This is a genomic window from Egbenema bharatensis FJBBOT/2019, assembly GCF_048077055.1.
GTDB lineage: Bacteria > Cyanobacteriota > Cyanobacteriia > Elainellales > Elainellaceae > Egbenema > Egbenema bharatensis.
Map to the genome: position 1 here is coordinate 6093783 of NZ_CP182236.1, position 24825 is coordinate 6118607.

The following is a 24825-nucleotide window of genomic DNA, read 5'->3' on the forward strand; positions in this document are numbered from 1 at the left end:
GGGCATCCTGCCTGCCCAGTCAACAACGTAAAAATTTGGCAATCTTAGGGCGTAATGGGCTTGCAAAAATGGTTTCCGATCCAGCACTACAACAATCTGCTTTCTCTAAACAGTTTCAAGAATTTCATGTGAATCCCGTAACCGAAGACGATGCGGCTGACGGTACATTTGCGCACCCCTTTCGTACCATTACCCATGCTCTGCGGCAAATTTCTGGGGGGATTGCCATTCTTCGCTTAGATCCAGGCATCTATAGCACCGCAACGGGAGAAGTTTTTCCCCTGATCATTCCACCTCAAACATCACTGCTGGGCAATCCCCGATCGCGGCAAAACCTGACTCGTTCCGCATCTCGTTCTGAATCAGATTCTCCTTCAGAATCATCTTCAGATTCTCCTTTGGATCCACGTTTTGAGCATTGTATCCTGATTCGGGGCGGTGGAAGGTATGACAGTCCGGGCTATGGTGCGCAAAATGTGGCGATCGTCCTGCAAGAAAACGCGCTGCTGCGAGACTTAATCATTATCAATTCCAATGACAAAGGCACCGGGATCTGGCTGGAAGATCAGCCCGCTGGAGTGGCATCCTGCCAGATGCTTCAGTGTGGACGAGAGGGCATGTTGGTGACGGGATTAGCCAACCCGGTGATTACCGACTGTCGCTTTGCAGAGAATACGGCCAGTGGTTTAACCTTCATGGGCAATGCCAGGGGCGAAATCCGACGTTGTGGGGGGCAAGGCAATCGGTTTGGTCTGGTGATCAGTGATGCAGCAGCTCCTTTTGTCGTCGATAACCAGTGGGTGCAGAATCGATCGGGAATCGTGGTGTCGGGAGCCTCCCGCCCGGTGCTGCGACAGAATCAGATTGCCCAAAACCATCAAGAGGGGCTGGCGGTTTTCCATCAGGCTCAACCCGATCTGGGGCACAGATTTGATCCAGCCGGCAATCACTTCAGCCAAAACGGAGCAGCCGATCTGCGCAATGCCACGCTGCGATCGCTCACCTCCGTCGGGAATCATCTCACGCTTTCAGGCATTCAGGGTTCCGTCCAACTCCTTCCCAGCCATGCTGCTGGTCACCCCACGCCCATCGTATCTCCCCCCCGCAAGCGCGCTCCTCTCAGTGCTAAACTCTGTCCCATCACGCCGCCTGCCCCTTCTCCGCCGCTGCTCCCCACGCCTGCAACAATTCCCTCCGACATAACAGGGCACTGGGCAGAAAGCTTTATTCATGCTCTGCTGGCGCATCAGGCGATCGAGTCTCCCCTGGAACCATTTCATCCCGATGATCCCATTATTTACTCCCAGTTTGCCGCATGGCTCACCCAACATTTTTCGGGGTCAATCTCTGAACAGTCCATTGCTCCCTCAGAACCCCTGAATCGACTTCAGGCAATTCTGATGCTGGTGCAAGCACTGGAACTAGAGGGAGCCAATCCGGATGAACTATTGATCTATAGCGATCGATCCCAAATTCCCAGCGGAACGGTAAGGGCCGTAGCCGCTGCAACCCACCATCAGCTCATCGTTCTACCTCAAAGCACCTCTGCCGTTTCCTCCTCTGCCCTGCGCCTGCATCCCTTTGCCCCGCTGACTCGCGCTGAAGCCGCCGCGATGCTGTATCAGGGACTGGTTTGGCAGAGGCAACTGAAGCCGATCGCTTCTTCCCACATCGTTCAGCCCCAGCCAGCCGTGGCATTTGCCGATAGTTACGATCACTGGGCCAGGGAATTGATTCAGGAAACCGTTTGTCAGGGAATCCTGGCAGGCTTACCCCACGGCCAGTTTGCCCCCGATCGCCCAATGACTCGCGCCGAGTATGCTGAAGTCCTGGTTCGTTTATTTGAACCGGAGGTGGAACGTCCTGCCGCTGGCTTTAGTGATGTCAGGGAGTCTCACCAGCAGGCGATCGATCGAGTGTATCAGGGGCAATTGATGGGGGGATTTGCCGATGGAACGTTTCGTCCCGATCAACCGATTACGCGGGTGCAGGTCTTACTCTCCCTGGTGAAGGGGTTGAAGTGTCCTGCGGCAGATTTGCAGCTTTTAAAGCGATATGCCGACCAAGCAACCATTCCCAGGGCAACCCGTCCAGCGGTGGCTGCTGCAACAGCAAACTGGCTGGTGGTGAACTATCCCCGGTTAACCCAGCTTCAACCCAATCGAGCCGCAACCCGTGCTGAAGTGGCTGCAATGGCGTATCAGGCATTGGTACGATTAGGGCGATCGGCTCCCCTGGCTTCTCCCTACCTGATTGATCCGGGGAATCCTGAGCAGCATCAACAGTTCAGAACCCCGATCGTAGTGGTACTGGATCCAGGGCACGGTGGACAGGATTTTGGCGTGGTCAATGCTAACCCACTTCAGGTTCAGAATGAGGTGCCACCCTCCCCCGCATCAGCAGCGTCACCAGAATTGTCAGAGCTATCAGAACTATCAGAACTATCAGAATTATCACCTCAATTCCCGCCCGGATTTTCCCCAGATTTTCCGCTCCAGCCTGCCATGCCGCCTTCCAGATCCCAACAACCGTCTGAAATGATGCCGCCTGGAACAATGCCGCCTGGAACAATGCCGCCCGGAACAATGCCGCCCGGAATGATGCCACCTGGAACAATGCCGCCTGGAATGATGCCATCCCAACCGACTGGGTTTAGCAGGATGCCACCGCCTGTTCTGCGAGAAAAAGAGATTGTGTTATCGATCGCTCGAAAAACGGCCGAACATCTTGGAGCGGAAGGGATTCGAGTCATCTTGACTCGTACAGACGATCGCACTCTCGATCTGGCAACCAGAACCCAACAAATCCACCAATCCAACGCTGATTTACTGGTCAGTCTCCACATCAACGGTGCGCCCAATCAACCCGATATCAACGGTTTGGAAACTTACTATTATGCTGATTCTCGTAACCCTAATGCGGCAGAAAGTGTCCGACTGGCCTGTGCGCTGCATCGCACCATCCTGGATGCAGTGGATATTCCCGATCGAAAAGTTCATTCCGCCTCTTTCTACCTGCTGCGAGCCGCCGACCTGACCGCTGCCCATGTCGAGTTGGGCTATCTCACGGGAAAAGTTGACGCGGCTAATTTCACCCGCTCAGATTATTGCCTCCATCTGGCAGAAACGATCGCCCAGGGCATTTTGCGATATGTTCGTACGTTTGGGGTTTGAACCAGGTTTTTGAATCTCCGTTGAAGTTCCCTTGAAGCTTGGCTAAAGGTTGGCTAAAAGTCGGTGGATGTGAGGATTGCCTCAAGATGGGCACTCTATACTCGGAAGATGAAGCTTGCTCAAGGGTGAAAAGTTATGGCAACGAGAAGAGCCGATCGACGTACCAGTTCCTATGACAATACTGTGAAAAATCCACAGTCGAAGAAAGTAGAACCGCTCTCCTCCCATGAATTGAGGCAATTGTTGTTAACGGTGCGATCTCAAAAAGATGAATTGCAGCAGAAGGTTCAAGAAACCGAGCAACGAGCAGAACAAACCCAACATTTGTATTTAGCAGAGCAAGGGAAATATCAATCAACGCTCACCCTGTATCAGGAAGAGCAGAAGAAATATGAATCAACCCTGACGCTGTACGAAGAAGCGCAAACTCAGGTGCAGTCTTACCTGGCACTGTACGATCAGGAAAAAGCCCGCAGCAGTGAGCTATTGGTTAAATATGAAACGGCTCAGACGGAACGCGATCGATACCTGACGCTGTACGAAGAAACGAAAGCTGAACTCAAATTTGAACGCCGATCGAAGGCTGGGATCAAGGGCTGGGAAACTCGTCGTAAGCGGGAAAATGAGCGGCTGAAGCAAGAAATTGGTGAGATGTCCGTTCTGCTGAGAGATTCCATTGCCCGAAGAGATTCAGCAATTGGTAACTTAGAAGAGTTAGCCAATCGAATGGATCGGATTCAAAATCTGGTTGACTCGGTGGAAGGCAGTTCTGGGGATACTCCTGTAAACCTGGTACAAAAATTTAAGCGCATCTGGCAAGCCATCCAGGACATCCTGGCAGAATAGAGACTCGCACAACAGAGAAGCATTCGCATGAGTGATCAGTCAGCTCCCCTGGTTCCAACTTCGGTTGTTCCTGATTCCAGTTCTCCAACCGCTCGAAAAACCACATTGGGCGATCGCATTCGCCACTTAGCTCAACAACTCCGCCAGGAAGATCAGATCCAAATCAAAGCAACTTCTCGTATCCTGGGAGCCGCAGCCCAATTGGCCGAAAATCACGATCGGCTGATTGATGAGGTGGTTGAGATGGTGGAGGAAGACCTGGATCAGCAAGCCCCAACCCCGCAAGCCCCAACTCCGCCGCAACCCTATACCGTCGAACAACTCCAACAGCAGTTCGGCAAATTCAGTGATGCGAAAGCTCATTTTGGTATCAAAGCAGCAAGTTGGGCGGCACTGGTGGATAAATTGAATCAACCCTGGCGGCAGCAAAGGACAGATACTCGTCATCCTTCCCCACCTTCCGCCCCTTCCCCCTCCCGCTCTCCATCCTCCCAGGATGCTGTCCTGCAACGGCTAGAGGCGATCGAACGGGAGATTCAAACTTTGCGAGGCGAGATGGCGCAGGTGTTGAGCCTCCTGAAGGCTTTAGGAAACTAGAGCCAGGTATTGAGTGAGATCTGCGATCGTCGAGAAATCTAAAATTGCTTCCCCCAAATCCTCCAATTGAGTGACTGATAGCTCTCTCACCTGCATCTCAACTTCAGAATCAAACTCCCCAAACTTGCGTCTGAGCAACCGCAGCGTGTAATTCAGTGCCTCTCGTTGGGATCCTTCTGCCTGCCCCTGCTGAAGTCCCTGCTGAAGTCCCTGCTGAAGTCCCTGCTCCATCCAACTGGTCACAATTTCCATAAGTCCCTCCTGCTATAGCACAGAATTGTTCTGTGATTCTCCTGAATGCAGTTGCTTTTGGGCAGATTGAATTCTCACCTGAGATTCCAACATTCGTGCCTGACGATCCAAACGCTGCGCCTCAAATTCTTCCAACCGTTGTAGCTTCTCTTCTGCGCTGACGTAGGCTTCAAAGTCTCCCTTTGTCTCTGCCTCCTGACGTTGCAACACAAGGACTTCATACAGCAAATTTGCCTCAGAACCATCTACCACCTGATTCAGGGCGGGTACTCCTTCCAAATTCAGTTCCATTGCGTCTGCGATCGCCTCCAGGGATGTATTGAACCTCAGTAGATCACAAACCTTGTTTAGATCCCCCCTAGCCCCCCTTGAAAAGGGGGGAACCGAGCCGAAGAGGGGTTGAAGTCCCCCTTTTTAAGGGGGATTTAGGGGGATCAACCCCAGGGTTCACTGTGAAATGAACCCATTTTAGATCTACTGAACCTATCTTCATGGGCTTTGGCTGCCTTTACAACCGAAACTCCAGCCTCGAATAAGCGATCGTTCAAATCCCTTATAGTGAAAGTAACGCCGTTCGATCGCATAACTAGTACCGCACTGATTCTATGGCATTTATCCATATTCCCAAATCCTGGCAGTTACCAGAAAAAATGGCAACACCTGAAGCCGTTTTCTTAAATCGTCGAAAATTTATTAAAGGGTTCGCTGGCTTTAGCATTGCTGGGTCAGCATTGGCTCTGGCAGGATGCCAAACGCAAGTTGCAGATGGAGAGGAAGCACTACAGGGAATCAAGTCGCTCAATGCCAGATTGAATCCCACCTTTGCTGATGCCGATCGCACTGTAACGAATCAGATCCTGGCAGCAACTTACAACAACTTTTATGAGTTTGGTGGCTCAAAGCATATCTGGCAAAATGCTCAGGCCTTGCCCACAGAACCGTGGCAGTTAGAGGTAACGGGCTTAGTCAATCAGCCTCGCACCTACGATCTGGATGATTTGTTGTCTACCTTTCCCCTAGAGGAGCGCGTTTATCGGTTTCGCTGCGTGGAAGCCTGGGCGATGGTGGTTCCCTGGTTAGGGTTTCCCATGAATGCCATCCTCGAAGCCGCAGATCCCACTTCAGACGCTAAGTTCGTCCAGTTTACGTCCTACTACGATCCGCAGGTTACAAAGGGGCCAACCTTTCCACCGTCGCAGTTTTTGCCATTCCCCTACACTGAAGGACTGCGAATTGAGGAAATGGCCAATGATCTGGCGTTTTTTGCCGTTGGGATTTATGGACACACATTACCCAAGCAGCACGGCGCACCGATCCGGGCGGTACTGCCCTGGAAGTATGGCTTTAAGGGGGCAAAGTCGATCGTCAAAATTGAGTTTGTGGCCGAACAGCCCGCGACCTTTTGGAACACGATTAGCCCCGGTGAGTACAAGTTTGAAGCCAACGTAGAACCCGATGTACCCCATCCGCGCTGGTCGCAAAGACAGGAACGCCTGATTGGGCCAGGCTCTCAGTTTGAATGGGAACAGGTTCCCACCCTTCTGTACAACGGGTATGGGGATTATGTGGCAGATTTATATGCGTAACAATTGTGGGTCAGCGATCGCCTGTACCTGAACCAGGCTTTACTCACCGTTGCTTTGAGCTTGCCAGAAGGGATAGGGATCACCGCGCAGTCCGGAACGTTCTCGAAATTCAGTAACCGTATAGCCTTGAGCTGCAACCCGATCGCGTAATTCATCGCTGGGAGTCAGCAAGTAGATGGGATCAAATCCGTCTGCAATGGTGATCTGATCGGGATCTCTGGCAAGCTGAAAGGCAATGTCTGGTCGGAGCCAGGTGGCAAAGGCCAGGGTATCGACGATCGGCCCATCGCTAATCAGGAGGGGATTGGCAGCTTGATTGATAACTTCAGAAACGGGGATAAAGTAAGCACTGCGGTAGGGGCTTTTGCTCCAGGGCACAGCGGATTGACTGATGGACATATTGGCAAACACATTTGCTGAAACCACTGCCACCATGATTAGCCGCCATACTTGCTGCCCCCAGGTTCTTGCCCACACGGCCTGCGTTGCAAAGACAAACGCCAGGGACATCTGAATCCCAAGCACGGCCGGCAGCAGGTAGCGAATTCGGGTCGATCGCCGTCCTCCCCATAGCAGATCTGGAACTGCCAGGGTCAGAAACAGGGTGGCAATGATCAGAATAATGAACAGCCAGGCGCGTTTGGGAGCCTTACGCCAGAGAAATCCGACAGAAACTCCAGACAGCAGCACAAAAATCCCATTGGCAGATCCCAGGTCTCGATCGACGAAAATCCGGCTGGCGTTGAGGAACCAACTGTCAATTACCCTGGACATGGAAATGGCTTGACCCAGAGATACGGTGGAGACTCTAACGGTTTCCAGGTTATTGAACAGCAGAACAATCCAGGGAGAAAGTAGCAGAAAGGCAATGCCAGCAGTCATGCCATAGGACAAAACCGATCGATTGATGCGTCCCTTAACCCGAAGCGGCTCAGTCAGCCCCACATACAGTCCCTGAGCCAGTACCACCAGGCTAAACAACAGGTGGGTGTAGAGTCCGGCCGTGATGGTGACTCCGTACAGCAGCCAGCCCAACCGTTTTCTCCCATGCCCTCCCGTTTGTGCAGTTTGTCCAGTGTGTCCAGCCTGTCCAGCTTGCAATATTCGCAACAACAGAGCACTCGATAGCAGAAATAACAGGCTAAACAGGCTGTAGGGCCGGGCTTCCTGAGCGTACAGAATATGCAATGGCGAAATGGACACCAGCGCAACGGCAATCCAGGCAACCGCAGGTGATTCAAACAACAATCGGCAGAGCCAGAACAGGCAGGGCAGCATCAACAGGCTGAACAGGGCAGCCAACAAGCGCATGGTGGTGACCGAATGACCAACCCCATCCACCCAAAGGCGGGACAGCATGAAGTAGAGGGGGGTATGCTCTGCGGTTCCCATCAGGGCATTCATGGTGTCATCCCAACCCCGATCGGGATCGGGCTGTTGATACTGTTGTAAAACTTCCGCCCGGACGACTTCCCCTGTAAATACGGCATCAATGAATTCACTACGGGTATAGCCGAGCGATCGAAGGGATGTGTTCGCCTCATCAATCCAATAAACTTTGTAATCAATATTGTAAAACCGGAAAAAAATTCCCAGGATAATGACCAGGATCACCCCGTAGCGGAACCAGACTGGCAGCTTTTTCCACCCCTCAAACCGTCTCGCATTCATCATGATGCGGTCAACTCAGTGCCCAACTAGATTAGGTTTACAATCTTCAGCAGTTTAACCGATCGCCATCCATAAACCAATGCGGGGCTAGATTTAGAAAATCTGTCGAGTAAAATTTTATTGTGTTACGGCTGCAAATCCTACTGTTGCGAACTGTTGCAAAATTGTGTCACCCATTCAAAAATTTCTGATTACCTGGTCACTGACCCTGGTTGCAAGCTGGCTGACGCTCAAAGCCTTGAGCTACGTCGGTGGATTGATCAGCCTTTTGCTGACCGCTGCCCTGATTGCGTTTTTGCTGAACTATCCGGTGACTGCCCTTAAAGCCCTCCTGCCTCGATCGATCGCTGCGGCTCTGGTCTACATTTTCAGTGCGGTCATCGTGGCTCTGCTATTGGTCACCCTGCTGCCCCCTGTGATCAATCAGGCGCGCCAACTGATTATTAACTTCCCAGGATTACTGGAACACGCTCAGGAAACCTTAGCCCGCTTTCAGGTCTGGAGCAATGAACATAATTTGCCGCTCGATGTGGAATTTCTGACTTCCCAGTTGCTCAAACGGGTTCAGGCGATCGCCGGTTCATCCGCCAAAACGGGGGTGAATGTTGTGTTGGGAACCTTTGACTGGGTGGTGGGCTTCATCCTGATTTTGGTGATTTCGTTCTATATGCTGATTGATGGCGATCGGTTGTGGAATTTACTTACCGGAATTCTCAATCCCATCATTCAAACCGAATTAACTGCTGCCCTCCGCCGCAACCTGCAACAGTTTGTCACGGGTCAATTGCTGCTGGGTTTGTTCATGGCAGTTACGCTAACCTGTGCCTTCTGGCTGCTGAATGTACCGTTTTTCTTGCTCTTTGCAGTGTTCATTGGGCTAATGGAACTAATTCCATTTATTGGTGCAACCCTGGGTATTGGCACGGTTACAATCGTTGTACTGTTTATCAATGTTTGGTTGGCTTTTGATGTCTTAATTGTGTCGCTGGTCATTCAGCAAGTTAAAGATAACCTGATCGCGCCCAAACTCCTGGGCAACTTAACGGGCCTATCGCCGGTCTTGATTTTTGTCGCGTTATTAATTGGGGCTAAAGTCGGTGGACTATTGGGCGTAATTCTGGCCATTCCGCTGACAGGGGCAGCAAAAAGTTTGGCAGAGGTCATTTCCGATCCAATGCTCCCCCCGCAAACGGGTTCGTTTTTCCGCAATCCCTTACAGAGGGAAAGAAGGGTTTTGGAGATTGGCGGTGAAGATTAACCCACCCCTAGCCCCTCCCGAGAGGGGAAGTTCCGGAGAAGCCCTGTCCAAGAGGTTCGCCCAAAGATCCCCTCCTGGGAGGGGCAGGGGTGGGTTCCAGTGCTACAGAAACCGATTTAGGTGACTTTTAACTGACCAACTGCAACCCTTTATGAAATAAATTCTGCTCGATCGCCTGCATTTCCTCCATTGTTTCCCCAGCCACAATGCCATAGATATCGGTATAAATTTTGCCATACTTCATCTTTTCGAGGGCTGATAAAATCAGAAAATCCTTGCGATCGAGTTCGGGTTTTAAGGTCGTTAAAATATCATCTAGCGTACCGTTCATGTGGTAATCACTGGAATACTTCGCAACTTCCTTGCCGACCTGTAGGAGGGAATGACGTTGGAGGCAAAGCGGGGTTGAACCATTGATGCGGAAATTGGCATCGATCGCATACAGTTCGCCATCTTTAGTTTCTAAAACATCGCAGCCAATAATGCCAAAATAGCCTTGCTGATGGGCATACTGAGCGATCGCCATAATCATCTCAGCAAACTTGTCAATCTCAGGATTATTGTAGTGAATTAATCCGCCCAGGAAGTTTCCCTCTGATGTCACTAACTGGCTCGTCACGCCAATCAACGTCACCTCACCCGTTTTGCTGACATAAAACTGCATACAATGATTCTCAATTGCATCTTTGACAAAGTCAGACACAATAATTGTGGTCAGCATCTGCGACTCAAGATATTTTTCTAACTCACTCAGGCAATAATTCAAATCGCTGACGGATTTGATGATGTAAGTACCCTCTCCAGAGAGTCCGTGGGAGGTTTTGATCAAGTAGGGAAACTGATCGGGAAGAGGAACTTGATTCAAAAAGATTTGCCGCAAATCATAGCTGGTGTAATGGGGACAAGGCACGCCCAAATCGGCCAGGGACACTTTACTGAGCAGGCGGTAATGCACATCTGGATCGATCGCGTGCTTGCTGGGATGGAGGCGATCGAAAGGAAACAGGGTAAGGACGTGATCAAATCGATTGCTCTGATTGAGGTAATCCAGGTAAAGCGATCGCTGGAGCACTTCCATATTGTTGTACTGGAAGCCAAAATGATCCCGCCAGTAGTCGATGAGCAAATTTCGAGGGGGACGAATCACAATTCCTGGAATCAGATCTCCCAAAACCGCCAGATTTTTCCAGGGTTCCTTCTGCGAAATCTTATCGTAGGACGTTTTGGTCGCTTCATCGCTACCATCTTGCAGCAAGTATTTAGACGTGTTGGGATAGACAGCCCAACTTGCCGTTGCAGGATAGTTCAGAATAAAGCAGTACTGCCCATCAGTAAGATCCTGGGCGAATAAATCAGACAGGGAAGTTCCCTGGGTATACTGAAGAGTTTGAGCTTGGGGGACTTGAGTTTGAGCCATAGGTCATTCTAACTGCCGGAGAGAAGTGTACGAATCTATCCAACAGGAGAATCAAACTTATAGAGTGGCTCTGTCTGTAGTCTGGCGTACAGAACCAGTCATCTGCATCCCCATTCCCCACTCCCTATTCCCCATTCCCCACTCCCTCTTCTCCCTGTCCATTCTCCAGTCCCGGATCCAGCAACTGCTCATCCACCGATCGAATAATCGGTGCCGCAGCTTCCTCAGGTTCAAAGACCGCCGTGAGGGCATCCTCCAGGGTTTCCGCCATCACAATGCGGTTACCAAAGGCCACAATCACCCGCACCAGGGTCGGCAGGCGATTCTGTTCCGCTTCCAGGTATAACGGCTCCACATACAGCAGCGAACTTTCGATCGGAATCACCAGCAAATTGCCCTGAGCCGTCCGCGACCCCTGCCGATTCCACAGGGAAATTTGTTCTGAGATCAGGGGATCCTGGTTAATTCGTGCTTCCACCTGTTCTGGGCAAAAACCAGCCGCTCCTTCGGGAACACATAAAGCAACATTCTGCCGTACTCTTCCCCATCCGATCGGGCGGAAAGCCAGGCAATCAGGTTATTCCGCTGGGTTGGCGTAAAGGGACGCAGCAGAATAAATTCCTCTTCGGCCGCGATCGGCAACCGCATAATCAGGTAGTACGGATCAACGATTTGTTGCTCATTTCGATAGAGTTCGTTGGGAATCCGCCACTGATCTTCCCGGTTGTAGAACACCACTGGATCGGTCATGTGATAGGTCAGGAGCTGATCCGACTGAACCCGGTAGAAGTCGGGGGGGTAACGAATATGCCGTTGCAGAATCGGCGGCATTTCGCTAAGGGATTGGAACATTCCAGGAAACACCCGTTCCCAGGTTTTAATAATTGGATCGCGTTCATCCGCAACGTAGAAATTCACCGAGCCGTGGTAGGCATCCACAATGATTTTGACGGAGTTGCGAATGTAGTTGAAGTTATTGGCAATTGGATCAGAATAGGGATGACGATCGCTCGTGGTATAGGCATCAATCACCCAGTACAGATAGCTCTCATCGACAATCGGCTGCCTTTCCGGGTCGTATCCCCGTTCCCAGGCTTTACCGCCTGTATCAGCAGTCACGATGTAGGGATCACTGTCAAACCGGAGGAAGGGCGCGATCGCACGCACCCGGCTGATCATGTTGCGGCGAAACAGCAGGCGGGTTTGGGGGAGAAAATCATCTGTAAACAACATCCGCCAGTCGCGCATATGCTTGGCGTAGAGTAACCGTCGCCAGAATGGGCCAATCCCAATGCCTCCCCGACCGTCGTAGATGTTGTACACGTTATCGCTACCACTGGGATAATCCAGCTCTCGAACGCTCGTTCCCGTCATCACATGGGTGTTGGTTAGTTCCCCGAAGTAGATACGCGGCCGACCCACAGGGACGCTATTCTGCACCCGCTCATCCACAATGATCGGTTCCAATCCCTGAATAAAGTAATCGGGCAATCCTCCTTCCGCTGCCACGTTCACCGGACTCATGGTGAACCCATAGCCGTGGGTATAGATTAAGTGTTGATTGATCCAGGTTTGGGCCCCAGCGGGTACAGCAGTATAGTCCAGTTCTCGGGCTGAGATTAAAACTTGCTGTTGAGCCAGTTCTCCAGCGTTATCCGGAATCACATAGCGATCGACATCGGCATCGGGAAATTCATAGTAGAGGCGAATCCGTTGCAGTTGGCGATTGGTTTCCAGCAGGGGATTCGTATCCCAGAGGCGAATATTTCCGACGGTAGCATCATTGGCTTCGATGTCTTCCAGCGTTAGATCTAACTGGGGATCAAACGTTTCCACCTGAATTTTCGCCAGGTCAAAGGCTTCTCGCGTCAGGGCGATCGTCCGTCGAATAAAGGGCTGCTCCAGTTGCAGTTCATTGGGTTGGACAATGACTCGCTGTACCACCGCCGGAATCACAATTCCCCCCAGCCCAGCAATCAAAATGTACAGCGCGATCGCATAGGGAATCGGACGAAACTGCAAGGGTCGCAGAAACGGAGCAAGGGGCGATGGCGGTGAGGCAACAACCGCACCATCCGGCAGGGCAAACAGAGAAGGTTGACGCAATACCGGACTCAGGGATTCCCCTTTCGCCAATCGTCGCTCTGCATTGACTCGCCTGGCCCGCAATTCCCGATTTTGCGCCTCTCGTCGCCGCAGTTCTTGAATTGTCAAACCTGCCGACTGCCCGTTTCCCTGGCCCGCAATCCCTGTCCCGCGACGGTCTTCCACCTTCTGCCTTCTACCTTCCTTGTTGCGCTTGCCGCGCCAGGAAATCGATCGCCAGGCCATAAACAGCGCGATCAACACCCCTAATCCGGCCAGCAGGGTATACATGGGTAGAATCGCTACGACATCGGTGTAGCTGGCTCCATAGGTGACGTTTGCTGATGAGGGGGTAAACAACAGGGCATAGCGATCGAGCCAGTAGCTAAAGGCAATGGCCAGCATCAGGACTGCCCCCACGCCATACAGGTGACGCTGTTGAGCCGGAGTCAATCCAGGAAAATATCCCTGACTGAGGCTCTTTCCAGAGAGCAGGTAAGTCAGCCCGACGGATAGAATCGTCAGCCAGGACAGCCCGATTAACCAAAATTCCAGCAATTCCAGGGAGGGCAACGAAAACAGGTAAAACCCGATATCTCGACTGAAAACGGGATCGACTTGGCCAAATAGGGTCGGATGCAGGGCCAGCAGGGCCTCGGCCCAATGTTCCGACAACACCACGCCGAATCCTAAACTCATCAGCAGGGCGATCGCAAACAGCGAAACGGTGGGGAAGACCAATACCACTACCGCGATCGTGAACACCAGAATCGGTTGCCACAGCTCTGCACCCCAGGTCTGAGCAATTTGCCAGATCAGCGGCAGGCGGAACTTAAGGGGAATCTGTGGCATGGCAGCATTGTAAACTCCCACATTCGGCTGCCAGTGGCTAATGGCAATCCGCCCATGATGCAGCAAAATCATCCCAATCACAAAGCTCATGAACAGCGTGATGGGCAACAGCCAGGCTAACCCCATTCTGCCCGACAACCCAACCGAATCCACGGGTTCTGTGGGATCAGGGGAGTCGATCGGTTTTGCCCAGGCCCGTCGGCGAGCAATCTGTAAATTCCACAGCAAAAACCCCGCACTGACCGCCAGGGGAATCGCGCCCAAAATCACCTGGGCAGTCAACCGCGTCAGAAACACCCCCAGATAATCTACCTCTTGAAACCAGAATCCTTCTGCCAGCAAGTAGGTTGATAAATCAAACAGCAGGTACACCCCAACCAGCAGGGCAATCCACAGCAAAGGGGACGATCGGAGGTTAACCAGGGAATGGCGTAAATGTTTGGGAATCAGCATGGAGTCAAGGCAGTTGCTCTTTCCTCAATGGTAAACCGATCGCCTCTTTCCCGATCTAATCTACGAACCGGATACGAGTGATTTGCTGAACTTCATCCTGGTGGGGTGCAGAACAGGAACGCGCATATTTGGCTCGATCGCCGCCAGCAGACTTTGATAATTCTTAACGGTAGAGTCAATGAACAGCATCAACGAACAGGGCATGGCAGTAGAGTCCTAAAGTTGTGGAGAGTAGTGAACGGTTTGGCAGAAAAGACATTGAATCAACCGTTACGTTGGGGAAAATAAAAAATACTTTGGGCAGGACTTAATTAAGTATTGAAATTGCTTAAAGTTACTTAAAGACATTGACAGGTTTATATTACGAACCAATACCGTTAACGGAACGGGTGATTTTTACTTTGTAGTAATAGTTTGAAATTGCTTTTACACTAAAAAAGAAGCAGGGTCTTGTGAGGTCAGGTTATGACGACTACCTCTTCCAAAAATAACAGCAACGCAGATTCTGAGGCTGACTCAAATCAAAACCGTCCTCAGGTCACAACGCTGAATCCAACGGTCGGCTTTTTAGCAAGCCCAGTTGATAATGGACATATTAAATTTTTTACTTGTGATTTTGATAAACGTCAGGTAGTGGTTTTGAGCCGCGTCGATTGGGACTTGTTAATTAAGCTTTTTGAAGCAATGGAACGGTTACAAGTTGCAATGGGTAAAGGATTTATGACCGTACAACCTTTGCAAGTTGTCCACCACATTACCCACCGGGAACAAGCACTTGTGATCTTACCTCTGAACGCCTGGCAGCGATTGCTTCGACAAATAGAAGATTGCTCCCGTGCCTGCGATTGGGAATTGTTTAATTTACACGTTGAACAACTGAAGCATGATCCAACTCCTCCCCCCCAACTGCCCCCCAGCGACAGTGTTCCAGTCGATATTCACCTGGATGATTTATCCATTCCTGATTCCTGGGAAGATGATCACGACTCCATTTCGCCATCGATCGCCCCCTCCTGACAGTTGGATTGCATAAAATTACGGTCAGGCTCCAGCGTTTGGAAATCGGGCAACGGATGAAGCGGCTAGCCCACAGTGCAGCAATTGGCGGATTTGATGCGCGGGTAAGGGTTTTGAGAAGAGATATCCTTGAGCATATTCACAGCCGATCGCCTGCAATTGGTTCAGTTGAGTCACGGTTTCCACGCCTTCAGCAACGATCTTGATGCCGAGCTTATGGGCCAATACCACGATCGCTTCCACGATTTCAAAATTTTTGCCCGGTAAATCCAGTCGTTTAATAAACGATCGATCAATTTTGAGGGTGTGAACGGGGAGGCGATAGAGATAGCTCAACGATGAATAGCCCGTCCCAAAATCATCAATACTCATCCGAATGCCGATGTGTTCAAGCTGGTGCAACTTTTCACGGGTGATGTCTTCGTGGGCAATAAAGCCGCTTTCGGTAATTTCCAGATTGAGGTGGGCTGGGTTCAGCGAGGTTGCCTGTAAGACTTGCTCAACTTGATGCAAAAAATCGGACTGGAGCAACTGTTGGGTGGACAAATTAACGCTGAGGCTCAGGGAGGCATATTCGGGAAATTGTTGTTGCCATTGGTAGATCTGTTGGCAGGCTTGCCGCATCACCCACCAGCCCAACAAATGAATCAGTCCTGTTTCTTCGGCAATGGGAATAAACCTGGCTGGAGAAATCATGCCCTGGCTGGGATGATGCCATCGGGCCAGAGCCTCAAATCCGATGAGTTGCTGAGTTGCAGTGCTGACGATCGGCTGATAGTAAACCTGTAATTCTTCCCGCTCCAATGCCCGTCGCAGGTCTGTTTCAAGCTGCAACCGTTCAACGGTATTGGTAAACATGGTGGCATCAAACACGGCATAGCGGGCCTTACCACTGGCTTTGGCTTGATAAAGAGCAATATCGGCATCCCGCAAAAAATCTTCTGCCTGGGCTTTACCATCCTGATTCAGGACAATGCCAATACTGACACTGACAAACGCCTCCCGTCCCCCCAGGTCAAACGGGTGCTGAATCTGGTCTAACATCCGCTGGGCAATGCGAACGGCATCACCTCGATGGGACATATTTTGGACTAAAACGACAAATTCATCACCCCCAAATCGGGCCAGGACATCGGTTGGATGCAAACAGGCTTGTAGGCGTTCGGCAACCGCCAGGAGCAATTGATCGCCGACCACGTGACCATAGCTATCGTTAATCAGCTTGAAGTAGTCTAAATCCAGAAAGAAAACGGCAAAGCTGCTGGAGGTTGGGGTCTGTTCAGCGATCGCAGTCTGCAACTTCAAACAAAAGGTGCGACGATTGAGCAGCCCTGTAAGGGAATCGTGATTGGCAATGTATTCAAGCTTGGTGAAGGAGTCGTGCAGTTGTACCGCCATACGATTAAAGGCATCGGACAGGCGATCGAGTTCGTTGACATGGGAGTCCGGAACTTGTTGATTCCAATGCCCCAGAGAAAGCGCATCGGCAGCTCCAACCATCGACAGAATGGGGTAGGTGAACCACCGGGCGGTGAGCAATCCCATCCCAACGGCAACGCTTAAGGCCAGCAAAGATAGCAGGATCGTCGTGCGCGTGTTGGCATTGATTTGGGCCATAAAGTCGGATTGAGGCACCACAATCACAACGAGCCAATCTAACCCATAATCATCTTGCCAGGGGGAAACCTTCACCAGTTGCCGCTCGCCGTTCCACCGGAAGCTAAACTGCTGCGGGATTTCAATGGCTTGCAGAGTATGAAATTCTGCGATTAATTGCTGCCCAACGCTCTGAATCAGCGGATCGGGTGAGTCAAACCAACCAAACCGTTGTACCTCACCGTTGGTTCGATGCAGAATCGGTTCAGGGCTAGAACTGCCGACCAGCAATCCTTCCCGATCAAAAATAAACACTTCTCCCGACTGGCTGACCTGTAGGCTGCGGAGAAAGGTGCTAATATCTGCCAGCAGCAGATCCACACAAATGGCACCTAAAAGCTGGTTGTTGCGATCGTAAAAAGGGGCAGCGGCCGCAATGGCAACGTAATCAGTCACGCCAGTTTCGAGATCAACCGTTTGCTTTGCTGCCAGCGATTGTCCCAGGACAGTCTGTTCAATGCTGAGGTTTTCAGCCGCATAGATCCGAGTCCACTTCAGGCTTCCGGCTGCTACTGCATCTTGATACCAGTCCTCTCCCAGCACATCATAATCATAGGTCTGAATTTTTTGGGTGCGATTCCCCTCTGAATCAGCGAGATAGTCGGATGCGCTATTATCGCCCGGCAAGTTTTCATACAGGGTGACTCCTAATCCGGCTAACCAGCGTCCGGCTCCCACTTCCCGGCCATCGGTCAGGGCATAGCCCACATAGGTCAACTGTTCAAACGCTTGTGCTTGCCGCCAGAAGTAGCGTTCACTGGCTCGTTGATCCTGGATATCGAGATCCCCTCGTTCGATCGCCTGCTGATTCATTTGAGCAATCTGGAGCGGCAGATTCAGTAAGTCGCTGAGGTGAGCATCCACCTGTTGCTGCGTTTTAAGAATCAATTGCTCACTTAAATCATGAACCGTTTGTTGCCCATTTCTAAACGATAGGAACGCAACTACCCCCACTGTCCCAAAGATTTGCAGTGCAAAGGGAACCACCAAGATCATTTGAAGAGATAACTTGCTGTACGGTCGTGGTGGCATAAACGCATTTAATATAGGAAAGACTTTATTCTATTGTTCCCATACTTCAGGCAGCACCCGAAGCTTTATCTAATTTTTATTAATCTATCTCTACCAGGAACAACTAAACCGTAACATTTTTAACTTGATTTGACCGATGCATTAATGCTAATCTCTTCAGCTATGGTTGTCTTTTGGGTTACACAGACCTGGGGGATAACTGGACGACCTGGAGACGAATTCTCTAACGGAGGTCGAGCGTGCGCCGACCAAGCATTACGCTCAACCTCCTGACCCAGACTATCCAAGCTAGTCCAGGCTAGGGTGTATGATAACACCCGATGCTTGCGGCCTGCCCTGTCTGACATTGAGGGCTAGTCTCTGGGGTTTCTTCAAACCCTGGAACACAAGGAGATTTATTTAATATGTCCGACAAACTTTTCGGTCAGCCTCCCATTGGCGATCGGCTGATTTCCCCTGCCCGGCGTTCCGTGAAAATTCTGATGATCGGTCAACCCGATGATGTGGAATTAACCATTGCTCGTCTGTATCAATGTGGTTTTTGCCGAGTCGAAGATTGGTCAAGACCCCTACCCTTCTCGCAGATTCAGCAGGCCACGACTAAGGAACCGGGTGAGATTATGCGGATTTATGTGCGATCGATGACGCTTTAAGGGATCTGCAACAGAGGTAGGGGGGCAACAATATGAGGACGCACAGCAATGCGCCCCTACAGTACCACCCTTGTTGCGATCTTGTGGGGTGGGCATCTTGCCCGCCCATTCAACCAAGACAAAATCATTCGCAAATATGATTCCATCAAGCATCCTCGATTCATTCTTCGTTAACTCTCAAACCCGATCGCCCTCAGGTTCATCAACAGCTGCATACCAGAATCATGGACACACAGCAACGACTCCACCCCGTCGCCGATCGCCTGCCCCGGAAAGTTCCCCAGTTCCACTGCGAGTGACGGCATGCACCCCCCCGAAGAACATATTTTGCTCTGCCCAGAGTTCTAGCGTTTCATTAAAGGGAAAAGCGGTGCGATCGATTGCATGAGGTTCCAAATTCTCGAATCCGGGTTCCAGATTAAACGTGCCATTTTCCCAATGCACACGGGGACTGCTGACCGCAGCGGCGACAGACAGATTGAAGTCAAGTAAGTTGGAAATCACCTGGAGAATAGCCGTCCGAATGCGATTGGAACCACCTGAACCCAAAACAATTTCGGGAACGTGGTGGGCATCCAGAATCATCGTCGGAGCCATCATGGAAGAAATCCGCCGATTTTCCTGCCACTCATGGAAGCCTCCCGGATGCAGATCGGCTTCTCCCAGCATATTGTTCACCATGATGCCCGTACCTGGAATCACGTAGGATGATCCTTCACCATTGGAAGTGGTGACGCTGGCCGCATTTCCTTCACCGTCGATCGCGCTGACGTGGGTGGTACTCCCCCATTTATTCGTGCTGGATAGCAGTTGTTGGCTATATTGAGCCAGGTGGGCGGGATTGAGGAAGCGATCGGCCACATCGGGTTCATATAGTCGTGCATCATAGCCATCGATGCGGGCCAGGTTCGTCAGGCGCATCACCGCTGCCAGCATTCGGATATGGTCTGGGGAACCAAAGGCGATCGAACTGAGATCGATTTGGGCCAGCAGAGCCAAGGCAAAGGCAATTAATGTGCCGCCTGAACTGGGAGGTGGGTTGGTGAGAAACGCATTGCCCCGGTAGGTGGTCATCAGGGGGTGACGTTCGAGGACTTGATAGCTTTCCAGGTCTTCCAGCGTCAGATATCCACCCTGCGTCCGACAATCCTGCACCAACCGTTGGGCTATATCGCCTTGATAAAATCCCCTCGCACCTTCCTGAGCTAAGTAGGCTAAAGTATCTGCCAGATCCGGCAGTCGCAGTGGATCGCCGGTGGTTGGAACCGTTCCCGTTGGGGCGTAAATCCGTTGAGCACCTGCTGAAGCCATCACGATCGGACTTAAAATTTTCAGGGAATAAGCCTGAAAGTCATTTACTTCTACCCCCGAACGGGCATAGTGAATGGCTGGCTCAAATACTACCGATCGCGGCAATTTTCCCAATTGATGATGCACGTACAACAACCCGCCAATGGTTCCGGGAACTGCCATTGACCCTAACCCAATGTGAAACTGCTGAATTACTGAGCCAAAATTGACATCGATCGGGTAAAAATCAACTTCAGCGATATTCCGCTTGTGGCGCGGAGTTTGGGTAAAGAAATCAAACAGGATGTTGCGATCGTCCTGGGTATGGGCCAGCAAAAATCCGCCTCCTGCCACTGAAGTCAGCATGGGTTCTGCCACAAAGGAAGCCAACACTGCGGCAACGGTTGCATCAAAGGCATTCCCGCCCAGGCGAAACATTTCAATACCCGCTTCAACGGTTTTGGGATGTCCGGCAGCAATCACACCACGATTACGATCCATAGGAGATGAAAGATAAACAGTTAGATTTAACTAATCTACGACCTCTGATGTCCTGATCTGCCAAGAAGAATCGGATTTCTGAGAATTTAATTTGTTTCAACTGTGCGATCGGGGGTAATTTTTGCTATGATGCTTAACTGCAAGACTGCGGATGTGGCGGAATTGGTAGACGCGCTAGATTTAGGTTCTAGTTTCTTCGGAAGTGAAGGTTCAAGTCCTTTCATCCGCATTAAATGCCCATCCGGAAGCTCACCAGGGTTTTTGGAATTCAAATCCCCTGACAGGGTTTTCGGCTCGGTTCTAATTGAAAACATTGATGAATTTCTGGGACGATGAATGTCTGGAACTAGCCAGGTAGAAGTTGCCGCCCAGCATCCCCGGCAGTTAGTTGGAGCTTCAGTTAGTTGGAGCTGATATCAGTGCCATTTAACGATCAGTCGAAGCTTTCGTACGGGCAGCCAGCGCCGCCAACCGATCGACCAGCCCTGGCAGCAACAACTTGACCCAGGGAATCGCTTTACCTTTCAGGGTCATCACCTGCTCCCGCTGGCGGCGTTCCATCGCCCTGACCATCTGACGCACACACTCATCCACCGACATATTGCCCTGGCTCTCATCCCGGGGACTTTGCCCCAACGCTTTGCCATCCGCCCCTAATGCTCGCTGGCGGATGTCCGTCGCTACAAAGCCAGGGGAAACCACCAATACATCGACTCCGGTTCCCCGCAATTCAATGCGAAGCGTATCGAAGAACCCCTGCATCGCGTGCTTGCTAGCCACGTAACCGGAGCGCGTCGGCACAGCCGTTTTGCCGGAAAGGGAGGAGATGGCCACCAATAACCCTCGGCTTGCTTTCAGGTGGGGTAAGGCAAAATGCGTACAGTACACCGCCCCCAGATAATTCACCCGCATCACCTGCTCGAAGATGGACAGATCTGTGACCTGATCAAACATCGTTACCATTGAAATTCCAGCATTGTTGACCAGAACATCAATCTGCCCAAAGGCTGCGATCGCCTGCTCAATCAATCGCTGACAATCCTCTGGGCGAGTGACATCCGTTGGCACGGCGATCGCCTTTCCCCCTGCTTCAGTACAAGCCTGCACGACTTCCTCCAGGGCAGCTGGCTGCCGTGCGGCCAGAACTAAATTTGCCCCTTGAGCGGCCAGCGCAATCGCCAGGGAGCGTCCAATGCCAGCGGATGCCCCGGTCAGCACGATCGTTTGATGCAGAAAGGTCATGGTTTACACCCCACAATCGTCCGGTGGCGAGGATCGCTGGCAACGGTCGTCACCTGCTCAAACCCGATCGCCTCCATGGCCGCTTCAAGATTGAAGGTGTAGTAATCATCAGACCAGGGTTCAGTACTCTTCATCAGGGTAAACAGGACAGGGGGCAAATTTTGAATGACGGGAGATTGCGGATTGTTATCCACGATCGCCAGATGTCCCCCAGAGTGTAGGAGGCGAAAGGCTTCCCGAAAAATGCTCGTGGTGGCATAGCCCGGCAATTCATGGGTGACAAACTGAAGCGTGATCAAATCAAAGGTGCGATCGGGCAGATCCGTTGCTTCCGCATTGGCATGAATCCATTGAGCAATTTCCTGGTCTGCATCCCGATGGCGGGCCACGGTCAGCATATAGGGAGAAAGGTCTAACCCCATAGTGCGCACAGGTATCTCCTGGCGATTCTGGTAAAAGCGATGCAGAGCCAGGGTAGAGATCCCGATGGAACAACCCATATCAAGAATATCCTGAACTGGGTGCGAGATGGCTTGAGCCAGGACTTGATGGAAACTGCCGCGCAGGCGATCCTGGGCTTCCTGCCAGGTTAGGGGTTCATTCTTCCAGACCCGCAGGGCCATGGCATGGGTTGCAGGTTCTGCCTCGAATGCCGCGTCCCAACACAAATTTCCCTGCTCGTAGGCATGGAATGGGACTTGATAGTAGTCGGGATAGGGCACAGAGGGATTCGTCACCTGAGCGATTCGCTGCTGAATGCCCGATGCTTGCAGCTCCTCGTAGTGCTTTCGCCAGAAAATGCCGTTCTTTTCAGCCGTCTGAATCAACACCTGCCGTGCCTGCCGTTTCATTAAGGCGTAGAGCGGTTTGGTTTGAATCAGCAGATTGACACAGTGAGAGAGAAAATCATCCCCTGCCCAAGCGGGTTTGCTCTGAATCATAGTATGACAACGCGATCGGAACGTTCCTTATTTTAAATCGCGCCAACTGTTTCTTTTATGATCATTCCAAAACTAGAGTTGGGATACTAGATCTGGGACAAATGTTCTGTTAACTGCACTTCCAACACTTGATCAGGCTGAATTGGATTCTGTGAAGTCCGATCGGCGGCAGGCTCAACCAACAAATTGCCTGACTCTGCATTCAGTAAAACGTTGCGTCCTTGAATGGAAATCGCCTGCGTCACAAACGAACTTCTTCCCGGCTGGGCCTCAAACCGTCCAATCACATAGCTGCCTTCAGGTAAAATCACATTCCCGGCCGCATCCTGAACGGAGGTTGCCAGAACCAGAACTTCCTGCCGAGACTGACCTTCCGTCAATTCCAGGGGAGCGGTTCCCGCATACCGCAGACGCAGCACCGTTCCAACAGGTAACAGCACAGAATTTGGCGGCGTTGAGGCATCGGGTTGAGTAGGGGGCATCGGCGATGAGGCTGGCTCAGGAACCGACGATGCAGGGGCAACTGCCGTCAGGGGTTGACCAAACTGAATGAACCGATCGCTGGGGGAGGACGGAGTCGCATTGGCAGTGGTAGGGATAGCCTGAATAGCGCGATCGGTTTCTGGATTTGGCTCAGTTACAGTTTCCTCAAGGTTTGGCTCAGTTACAGTTTCCTCGACACTGGGTTCGGTGATAGCTTCTGGTTCGGTAATAGCTTCTGGTTCGGTGATCGCTTCCTCGACACTTTGATCAGTTACAGCGTCCTCAGTTACCGCTTCCGTTGCCGCTTCCGTTTCTGCTAGAGAAGGCACTTGAACGATCGCCGCATCGGGTTCTGTGGAAAGGGCGGGGGGCAAGTTGGGAAGAGAGGTTTCGGGTTCGACTGTTTCTTCCGATGTTTCTTCCAATGTTTCTTCTAACGCCAGAGCCTCCGGTGCTTCCGGTTGGGGTTGAACTATCGATTCAGCCGCAGGGGATGCGTCTGGTTCTGGAGGTGGTTCTGCTATTTCCTGCGGTACGAACGGTTGAGGTTCATCGACTCCCCCCGCATCAATTGCATCGATCGTTTCCTGAATTGCTTCCTGGGGAATGATAGCTGTAATTCCCAAGTTTGGTAAAGAACCGTTATCCGGAGCAGGTGTTTCTGGGGATGGCTCTGGTGAAACTGCGATCGGCACTTCGGGGGATTCTGGTTCTAACTCTGGTACTAGTTCCGGTTCGATTTCATATTCTGCATCAGAGGCATTCGCCAACTCTAGATCGATCGTTTCTGATTCTGCAATCTCCGATTCTATAGTTTCTCCACCAATCTCACTACCAGTCTCTCTATCCACAATGTCTGATTCTATAGTTCCTGAATCCTCAATTCCCAATGTCGCTTCTGATTCGGCAATGTCTGTTCCTACCACTGCTTCATCTACTGCTTCATCTCCGGCTTCATCTGCATCCTCTGTCCCTTCAAGCTCTGGAACCCTTACCATTTCAGACTCAGATTCCGCCTCAGGTGAGGGGCTTGCTCCAACCGTGCGATCGGCTTCTGAAGGGGGATTGTCTGCATCAGGGGAAGGTGCTTGAACCAGGGGTTCCGCCGGAGGCAGTTCGATCGGAATTTCCGTTGCGCCCGGTTCCAGGGGGGGCAGGGTATCGAAAGAAGGGGCAGGTTGAGGGAGGGAAACTTCAGATGGGGAAACTTCAGATGGGGTAACTTCAGGAGCAGCAGCCGTTTGAGTAGAATCCGTTACTAACAGCGGCCGCAAAACCCAGCGATCGCCCGGTTCATCTGCTCCAGCCGTTGCCGCTCCAACCCGCCGTAGTTCCACATGCCCCGGAGCCAGGATCGTTCCAGGCGAAAGTTCCAGCACAATCCGAGTTAGCCCTGGTTCGTGCTGAGCGACCCGAATTTCGCGGATGGCTCCACCGTAGGTTTGCTGATGGGAAACGGTGCCAATGCGGGTATTGGGTAAGTCAATAATAATGCGAGCGGGTTCAGCCGCCAGAGAATAGCGAGGGAGGGTGCCGCCAGGGACAAGAATTTCTAGCTCGTAGCTGCTGGGATTATATTCCCACTGACTGAGAATGGCGGCCTGCGCTGGAGTAGCCAGGACGATCGCCGCCAGGACGGTGGCTCCCGTTAAGCTACCCGTTCCAATTGCCATCCAGGGAAGTCCCATGACTGAAAATTGGGTCAGCCTTGCCCTGAGCCAGAGATTTTGTACTGAGGAGTTTCGCATCGCTTTCGATCCGGACAGGCATTGACAACAGCCAACGTTATACCACTTCTGTTCAAATCTGCGATCGTTTTA

The 24825-nt window shown here is 51.6% G+C and carries 17 protein-coding genes, 1 tRNA gene and 1 pseudogene; 8 read left to right on the forward strand and 11 right to left on the reverse strand.

Going from position 1 to position 24825, the window contains the following annotated elements; genetic code table 11:
- Nucleotides 1–68: 68 nt before the first annotated feature.
- The 3 genes from ACM1PF_RS28395 to ACM1PF_RS28405 all read left to right on the forward strand — a co-directional run bounded on the left by ACM1PF_RS28395 (nt 69) and on the right by ACM1PF_RS28405 (nt 4616).
- Entirely contained in the window at nt 69–3173 is a 3105-nt protein-coding gene (locus tag ACM1PF_RS28395; RefSeq protein WP_416669524.1) for an N-acetylmuramoyl-L-alanine amidase, read from the forward strand.
- A 135-nt stretch (nt 3174–3308) separates the two neighbouring features.
- Nucleotides 3309–4019, forward strand: a complete 711-nt coding sequence (locus ACM1PF_RS28400) for a hypothetical protein (protein WP_416669526.1) — start codon at nt 3309–3311, stop codon at nt 4017–4019.
- A 27-nt stretch (nt 4020–4046) separates the two neighbouring features.
- Entirely contained in the window at nt 4047–4616 is a 570-nt protein-coding gene (locus ACM1PF_RS28405; protein WP_416669527.1) for a hypothetical protein, read from the forward strand.
- On the opposite strand, the gene ACM1PF_RS28410 is transcribed toward ACM1PF_RS28405, so the two are convergent.
- Both ACM1PF_RS28410 and ACM1PF_RS28415 read right to left on the reverse strand, forming a co-directional pair.
- Nucleotides 4605–4868, reverse strand: coding sequence for a DUF4351 domain-containing protein (locus ACM1PF_RS28410; protein ID WP_416669529.1), 264 nt, complete (start codon nt 4866–4868; stop codon nt 4605–4607). The genes ACM1PF_RS28405 and ACM1PF_RS28410 overlap by 12 nt on opposite strands.
- A 12-nt stretch (nt 4869–4880) precedes the next feature.
- Entirely contained in the window at nt 4881–5159 is a 279-nt protein-coding gene (locus tag ACM1PF_RS28415; RefSeq protein ID WP_416669531.1) for a hypothetical protein, read from the reverse strand.
- 314 nt (nt 5160–5473) lie between these two features.
- Here ACM1PF_RS28415 and msrP point away from each other — a divergent pair, with 314 nt between their 5' ends.
- Complete coding sequence (msrP, locus tag ACM1PF_RS28420) at nt 5474–6454, forward strand: protein-methionine-sulfoxide reductase catalytic subunit MsrP (RefSeq protein WP_416669532.1); 981 nt, start codon at nt 5474–5476, stop codon at nt 6452–6454.
- A 39-nt stretch (nt 6455–6493) separates the two neighbouring features.
- Here msrP and ACM1PF_RS28425 read toward each other — a convergent pair whose 3' ends face one another.
- Entirely contained in the window at nt 6494–8128 is a 1635-nt protein-coding gene (locus ACM1PF_RS28425) for a glycosyltransferase family 39 protein (RefSeq protein ID WP_416669534.1), read from the reverse strand.
- A 160-nt stretch (nt 8129–8288) separates the two neighbouring features.
- Here ACM1PF_RS28425 and ACM1PF_RS28430 point away from each other — a divergent pair, with 160 nt between their 5' ends.
- Nucleotides 8289–9383, forward strand: a complete 1095-nt coding sequence (locus ACM1PF_RS28430) for an AI-2E family transporter (protein ID WP_416676833.1) — start codon at nt 8289–8291, stop codon at nt 9381–9383.
- Nucleotides 9384–9510: 127 nt separating this feature from the next.
- Here the strand turns inward: ACM1PF_RS28430 and ACM1PF_RS28435 are convergent, their stop codons facing one another.
- From ACM1PF_RS28435 to ACM1PF_RS28445, 3 genes and pseudogenes are all read right to left on the reverse strand, one after another.
- Nucleotides 9511–10800: an ATP-grasp domain-containing protein gene (locus ACM1PF_RS28435; RefSeq protein WP_416669535.1), complete on the reverse strand. Its 1290-nt coding sequence runs from the start codon at nt 10798–10800 to the stop codon at nt 9511–9513.
- A 124-nt stretch (nt 10801–10924) separates the two neighbouring features.
- Nucleotides 10925–14190: pseudogene (locus ACM1PF_RS28440) on the reverse strand (UPF0182 family protein).
- Between the two features lie 60 nt (nt 14191–14250).
- Complete coding sequence (locus ACM1PF_RS28445; RefSeq protein ID WP_416669537.1) at nt 14251–14394, reverse strand: hypothetical protein; 144 nt, start codon at nt 14392–14394, stop codon at nt 14251–14253.
- Between the two features lie 261 nt (nt 14395–14655).
- Here ACM1PF_RS28445 and ACM1PF_RS28450 point away from each other — a divergent pair, with 261 nt between their 5' ends.
- A complete protein-coding gene (locus tag ACM1PF_RS28450) occupies nt 14656–15207 on the forward strand; it encodes a hypothetical protein (protein WP_416669539.1) in 552 nt (183 codons plus the stop codon).
- A 24-nt stretch (nt 15208–15231) separates the two neighbouring features.
- On the opposite strand, the gene ACM1PF_RS28455 is transcribed toward ACM1PF_RS28450, so the two are convergent.
- Nucleotides 15232–17895 (reverse strand): bifunctional diguanylate cyclase/phosphodiesterase, encoded by a 2664-nt coding sequence (locus tag ACM1PF_RS28455; RefSeq protein WP_416669540.1) that lies wholly within the window; start codon nt 17893–17895, stop codon nt 15232–15234.
- A 404-nt stretch (nt 17896–18299) separates the two neighbouring features.
- On the opposite strand from ACM1PF_RS28455, the gene ACM1PF_RS28460 reads away from it, so the two are divergent.
- The gene (locus ACM1PF_RS28460) at nt 18300–18548 is read left to right on the forward strand and encodes a hypothetical protein (protein ID WP_416669541.1); all 249 of its coding nucleotides are present in this window, start codon (nt 18300–18302) and stop codon (nt 18546–18548) included.
- A 222-nt stretch (nt 18549–18770) separates the two neighbouring features.
- On the opposite strand, the gene ggt is transcribed toward ACM1PF_RS28460, so the two are convergent.
- A complete protein-coding gene (gene ggt, locus ACM1PF_RS28465) occupies nt 18771–20339 on the reverse strand; it encodes a gamma-glutamyltransferase (RefSeq protein ID WP_416669542.1) in 1569 nt (522 codons plus the stop codon).
- A 147-nt stretch (nt 20340–20486) separates the two neighbouring features.
- On the opposite strand from ggt, the gene ACM1PF_RS28470 reads away from it, so the two are divergent.
- Nucleotides 20487–20568: transfer RNA gene (locus ACM1PF_RS28470), tRNA-Leu, on the forward strand.
- A 197-nt stretch (nt 20569–20765) separates the two neighbouring features.
- On the opposite strand, the gene ACM1PF_RS28475 is transcribed toward ACM1PF_RS28470, so the two are convergent.
- The 3 genes from ACM1PF_RS28475 to ACM1PF_RS28485 all read right to left on the reverse strand — a co-directional run bounded on the left by ACM1PF_RS28475 (nt 20766) and on the right by ACM1PF_RS28485 (nt 24753).
- Complete coding sequence (locus ACM1PF_RS28475) at nt 20766–21581, reverse strand: SDR family oxidoreductase (protein WP_416669543.1); 816 nt, start codon at nt 21579–21581, stop codon at nt 20766–20768.
- Nucleotides 21578–22522, reverse strand: coding sequence for a class I SAM-dependent methyltransferase (locus ACM1PF_RS28480; RefSeq protein ID WP_416669545.1), 945 nt, complete (start codon nt 22520–22522; stop codon nt 21578–21580). Before ACM1PF_RS28480 ends, ACM1PF_RS28475 begins: the two co-directional genes overlap by 4 nt.
- A gap of 86 nt (nt 22523–22608) precedes the next feature.
- On the reverse strand, nt 22609–24753 hold the full coding sequence (locus ACM1PF_RS28485; protein ID WP_416669546.1) for an AMIN domain-containing protein: 2145 nt from the start codon (nt 24751–24753) through the stop codon (nt 22609–22611).
- Between the last annotated feature and the right edge of the window lie 72 nt (nt 24754–24825).

Coding starts and splice junctions, on each gene's coding strand:
- ACM1PF_RS28395 (WP_416669524.1), top strand. CDS start 69: ATGGTTTCCGATCCAGCACTACAACAATCTGCTTTCTCTAAACAGTTT.
- ACM1PF_RS28400 (WP_416669526.1), top strand. CDS start 3,309: ATGGCAACGAGAAGAGCCGATCGACGTACCAGTTCCTATGACAATACT.
- ACM1PF_RS28405 (WP_416669527.1), top strand. CDS start 4,047: ATGAGTGATCAGTCAGCTCCCCTGGTTCCAACTTCGGTTGTTCCTGAT.
- ACM1PF_RS28410 (WP_416669529.1), bottom strand. CDS start 4,868: ATGGAAATTGTGACCAGTTGGATGGAGCAGGGACTTCAGCAGGGACTT.
- ACM1PF_RS28415 (WP_416669531.1), bottom strand. CDS start 5,159: ATGGAACTGAATTTGGAAGGAGTACCCGCCCTGAATCAGGTGGTAGAT.
- msrP (WP_416669532.1), top strand. CDS start 5,474: ATGGCATTTATCCATATTCCCAAATCCTGGCAGTTACCAGAAAAAATG.
- ACM1PF_RS28425 (WP_416669534.1), bottom strand. CDS start 8,128: ATGATGAATGCGAGACGGTTTGAGGGGTGGAAAAAGCTGCCAGTCTGG.
- ACM1PF_RS28435 (WP_416669535.1), bottom strand. CDS start 10,800: ATGGCTCAAACTCAAGTCCCCCAAGCTCAAACTCTTCAGTATACCCAG.
- ACM1PF_RS28445 (WP_416669537.1), bottom strand. CDS start 14,394: ATGCCCTGTTCGTTGATGCTGTTCATTGACTCTACCGTTAAGAATTAT.
- ACM1PF_RS28450 (WP_416669539.1), top strand. CDS start 14,656: ATGACGACTACCTCTTCCAAAAATAACAGCAACGCAGATTCTGAGGCT.
- ACM1PF_RS28455 (WP_416669540.1), bottom strand. CDS start 17,895: ATGCCACCACGACCGTACAGCAAGTTATCTCTTCAAATGATCTTGGTG.
- ACM1PF_RS28460 (WP_416669541.1), top strand. CDS start 18,300: ATGTCCGACAAACTTTTCGGTCAGCCTCCCATTGGCGATCGGCTGATT.
- ggt (WP_416669542.1), bottom strand. CDS start 20,339: ATGGATCGTAATCGTGGTGTGATTGCTGCCGGACATCCCAAAACCGTT.
- ACM1PF_RS28475 (WP_416669543.1), bottom strand. CDS start 21,581: ATGACCTTTCTGCATCAAACGATCGTGCTGACCGGGGCATCCGCTGGC.
- ACM1PF_RS28480 (WP_416669545.1), bottom strand. CDS start 22,522: ATGATTCAGAGCAAACCCGCTTGGGCAGGGGATGATTTTCTCTCTCAC.
- ACM1PF_RS28485 (WP_416669546.1), bottom strand. CDS start 24,753: ATGCGAAACTCCTCAGTACAAAATCTCTGGCTCAGGGCAAGGCTGACC.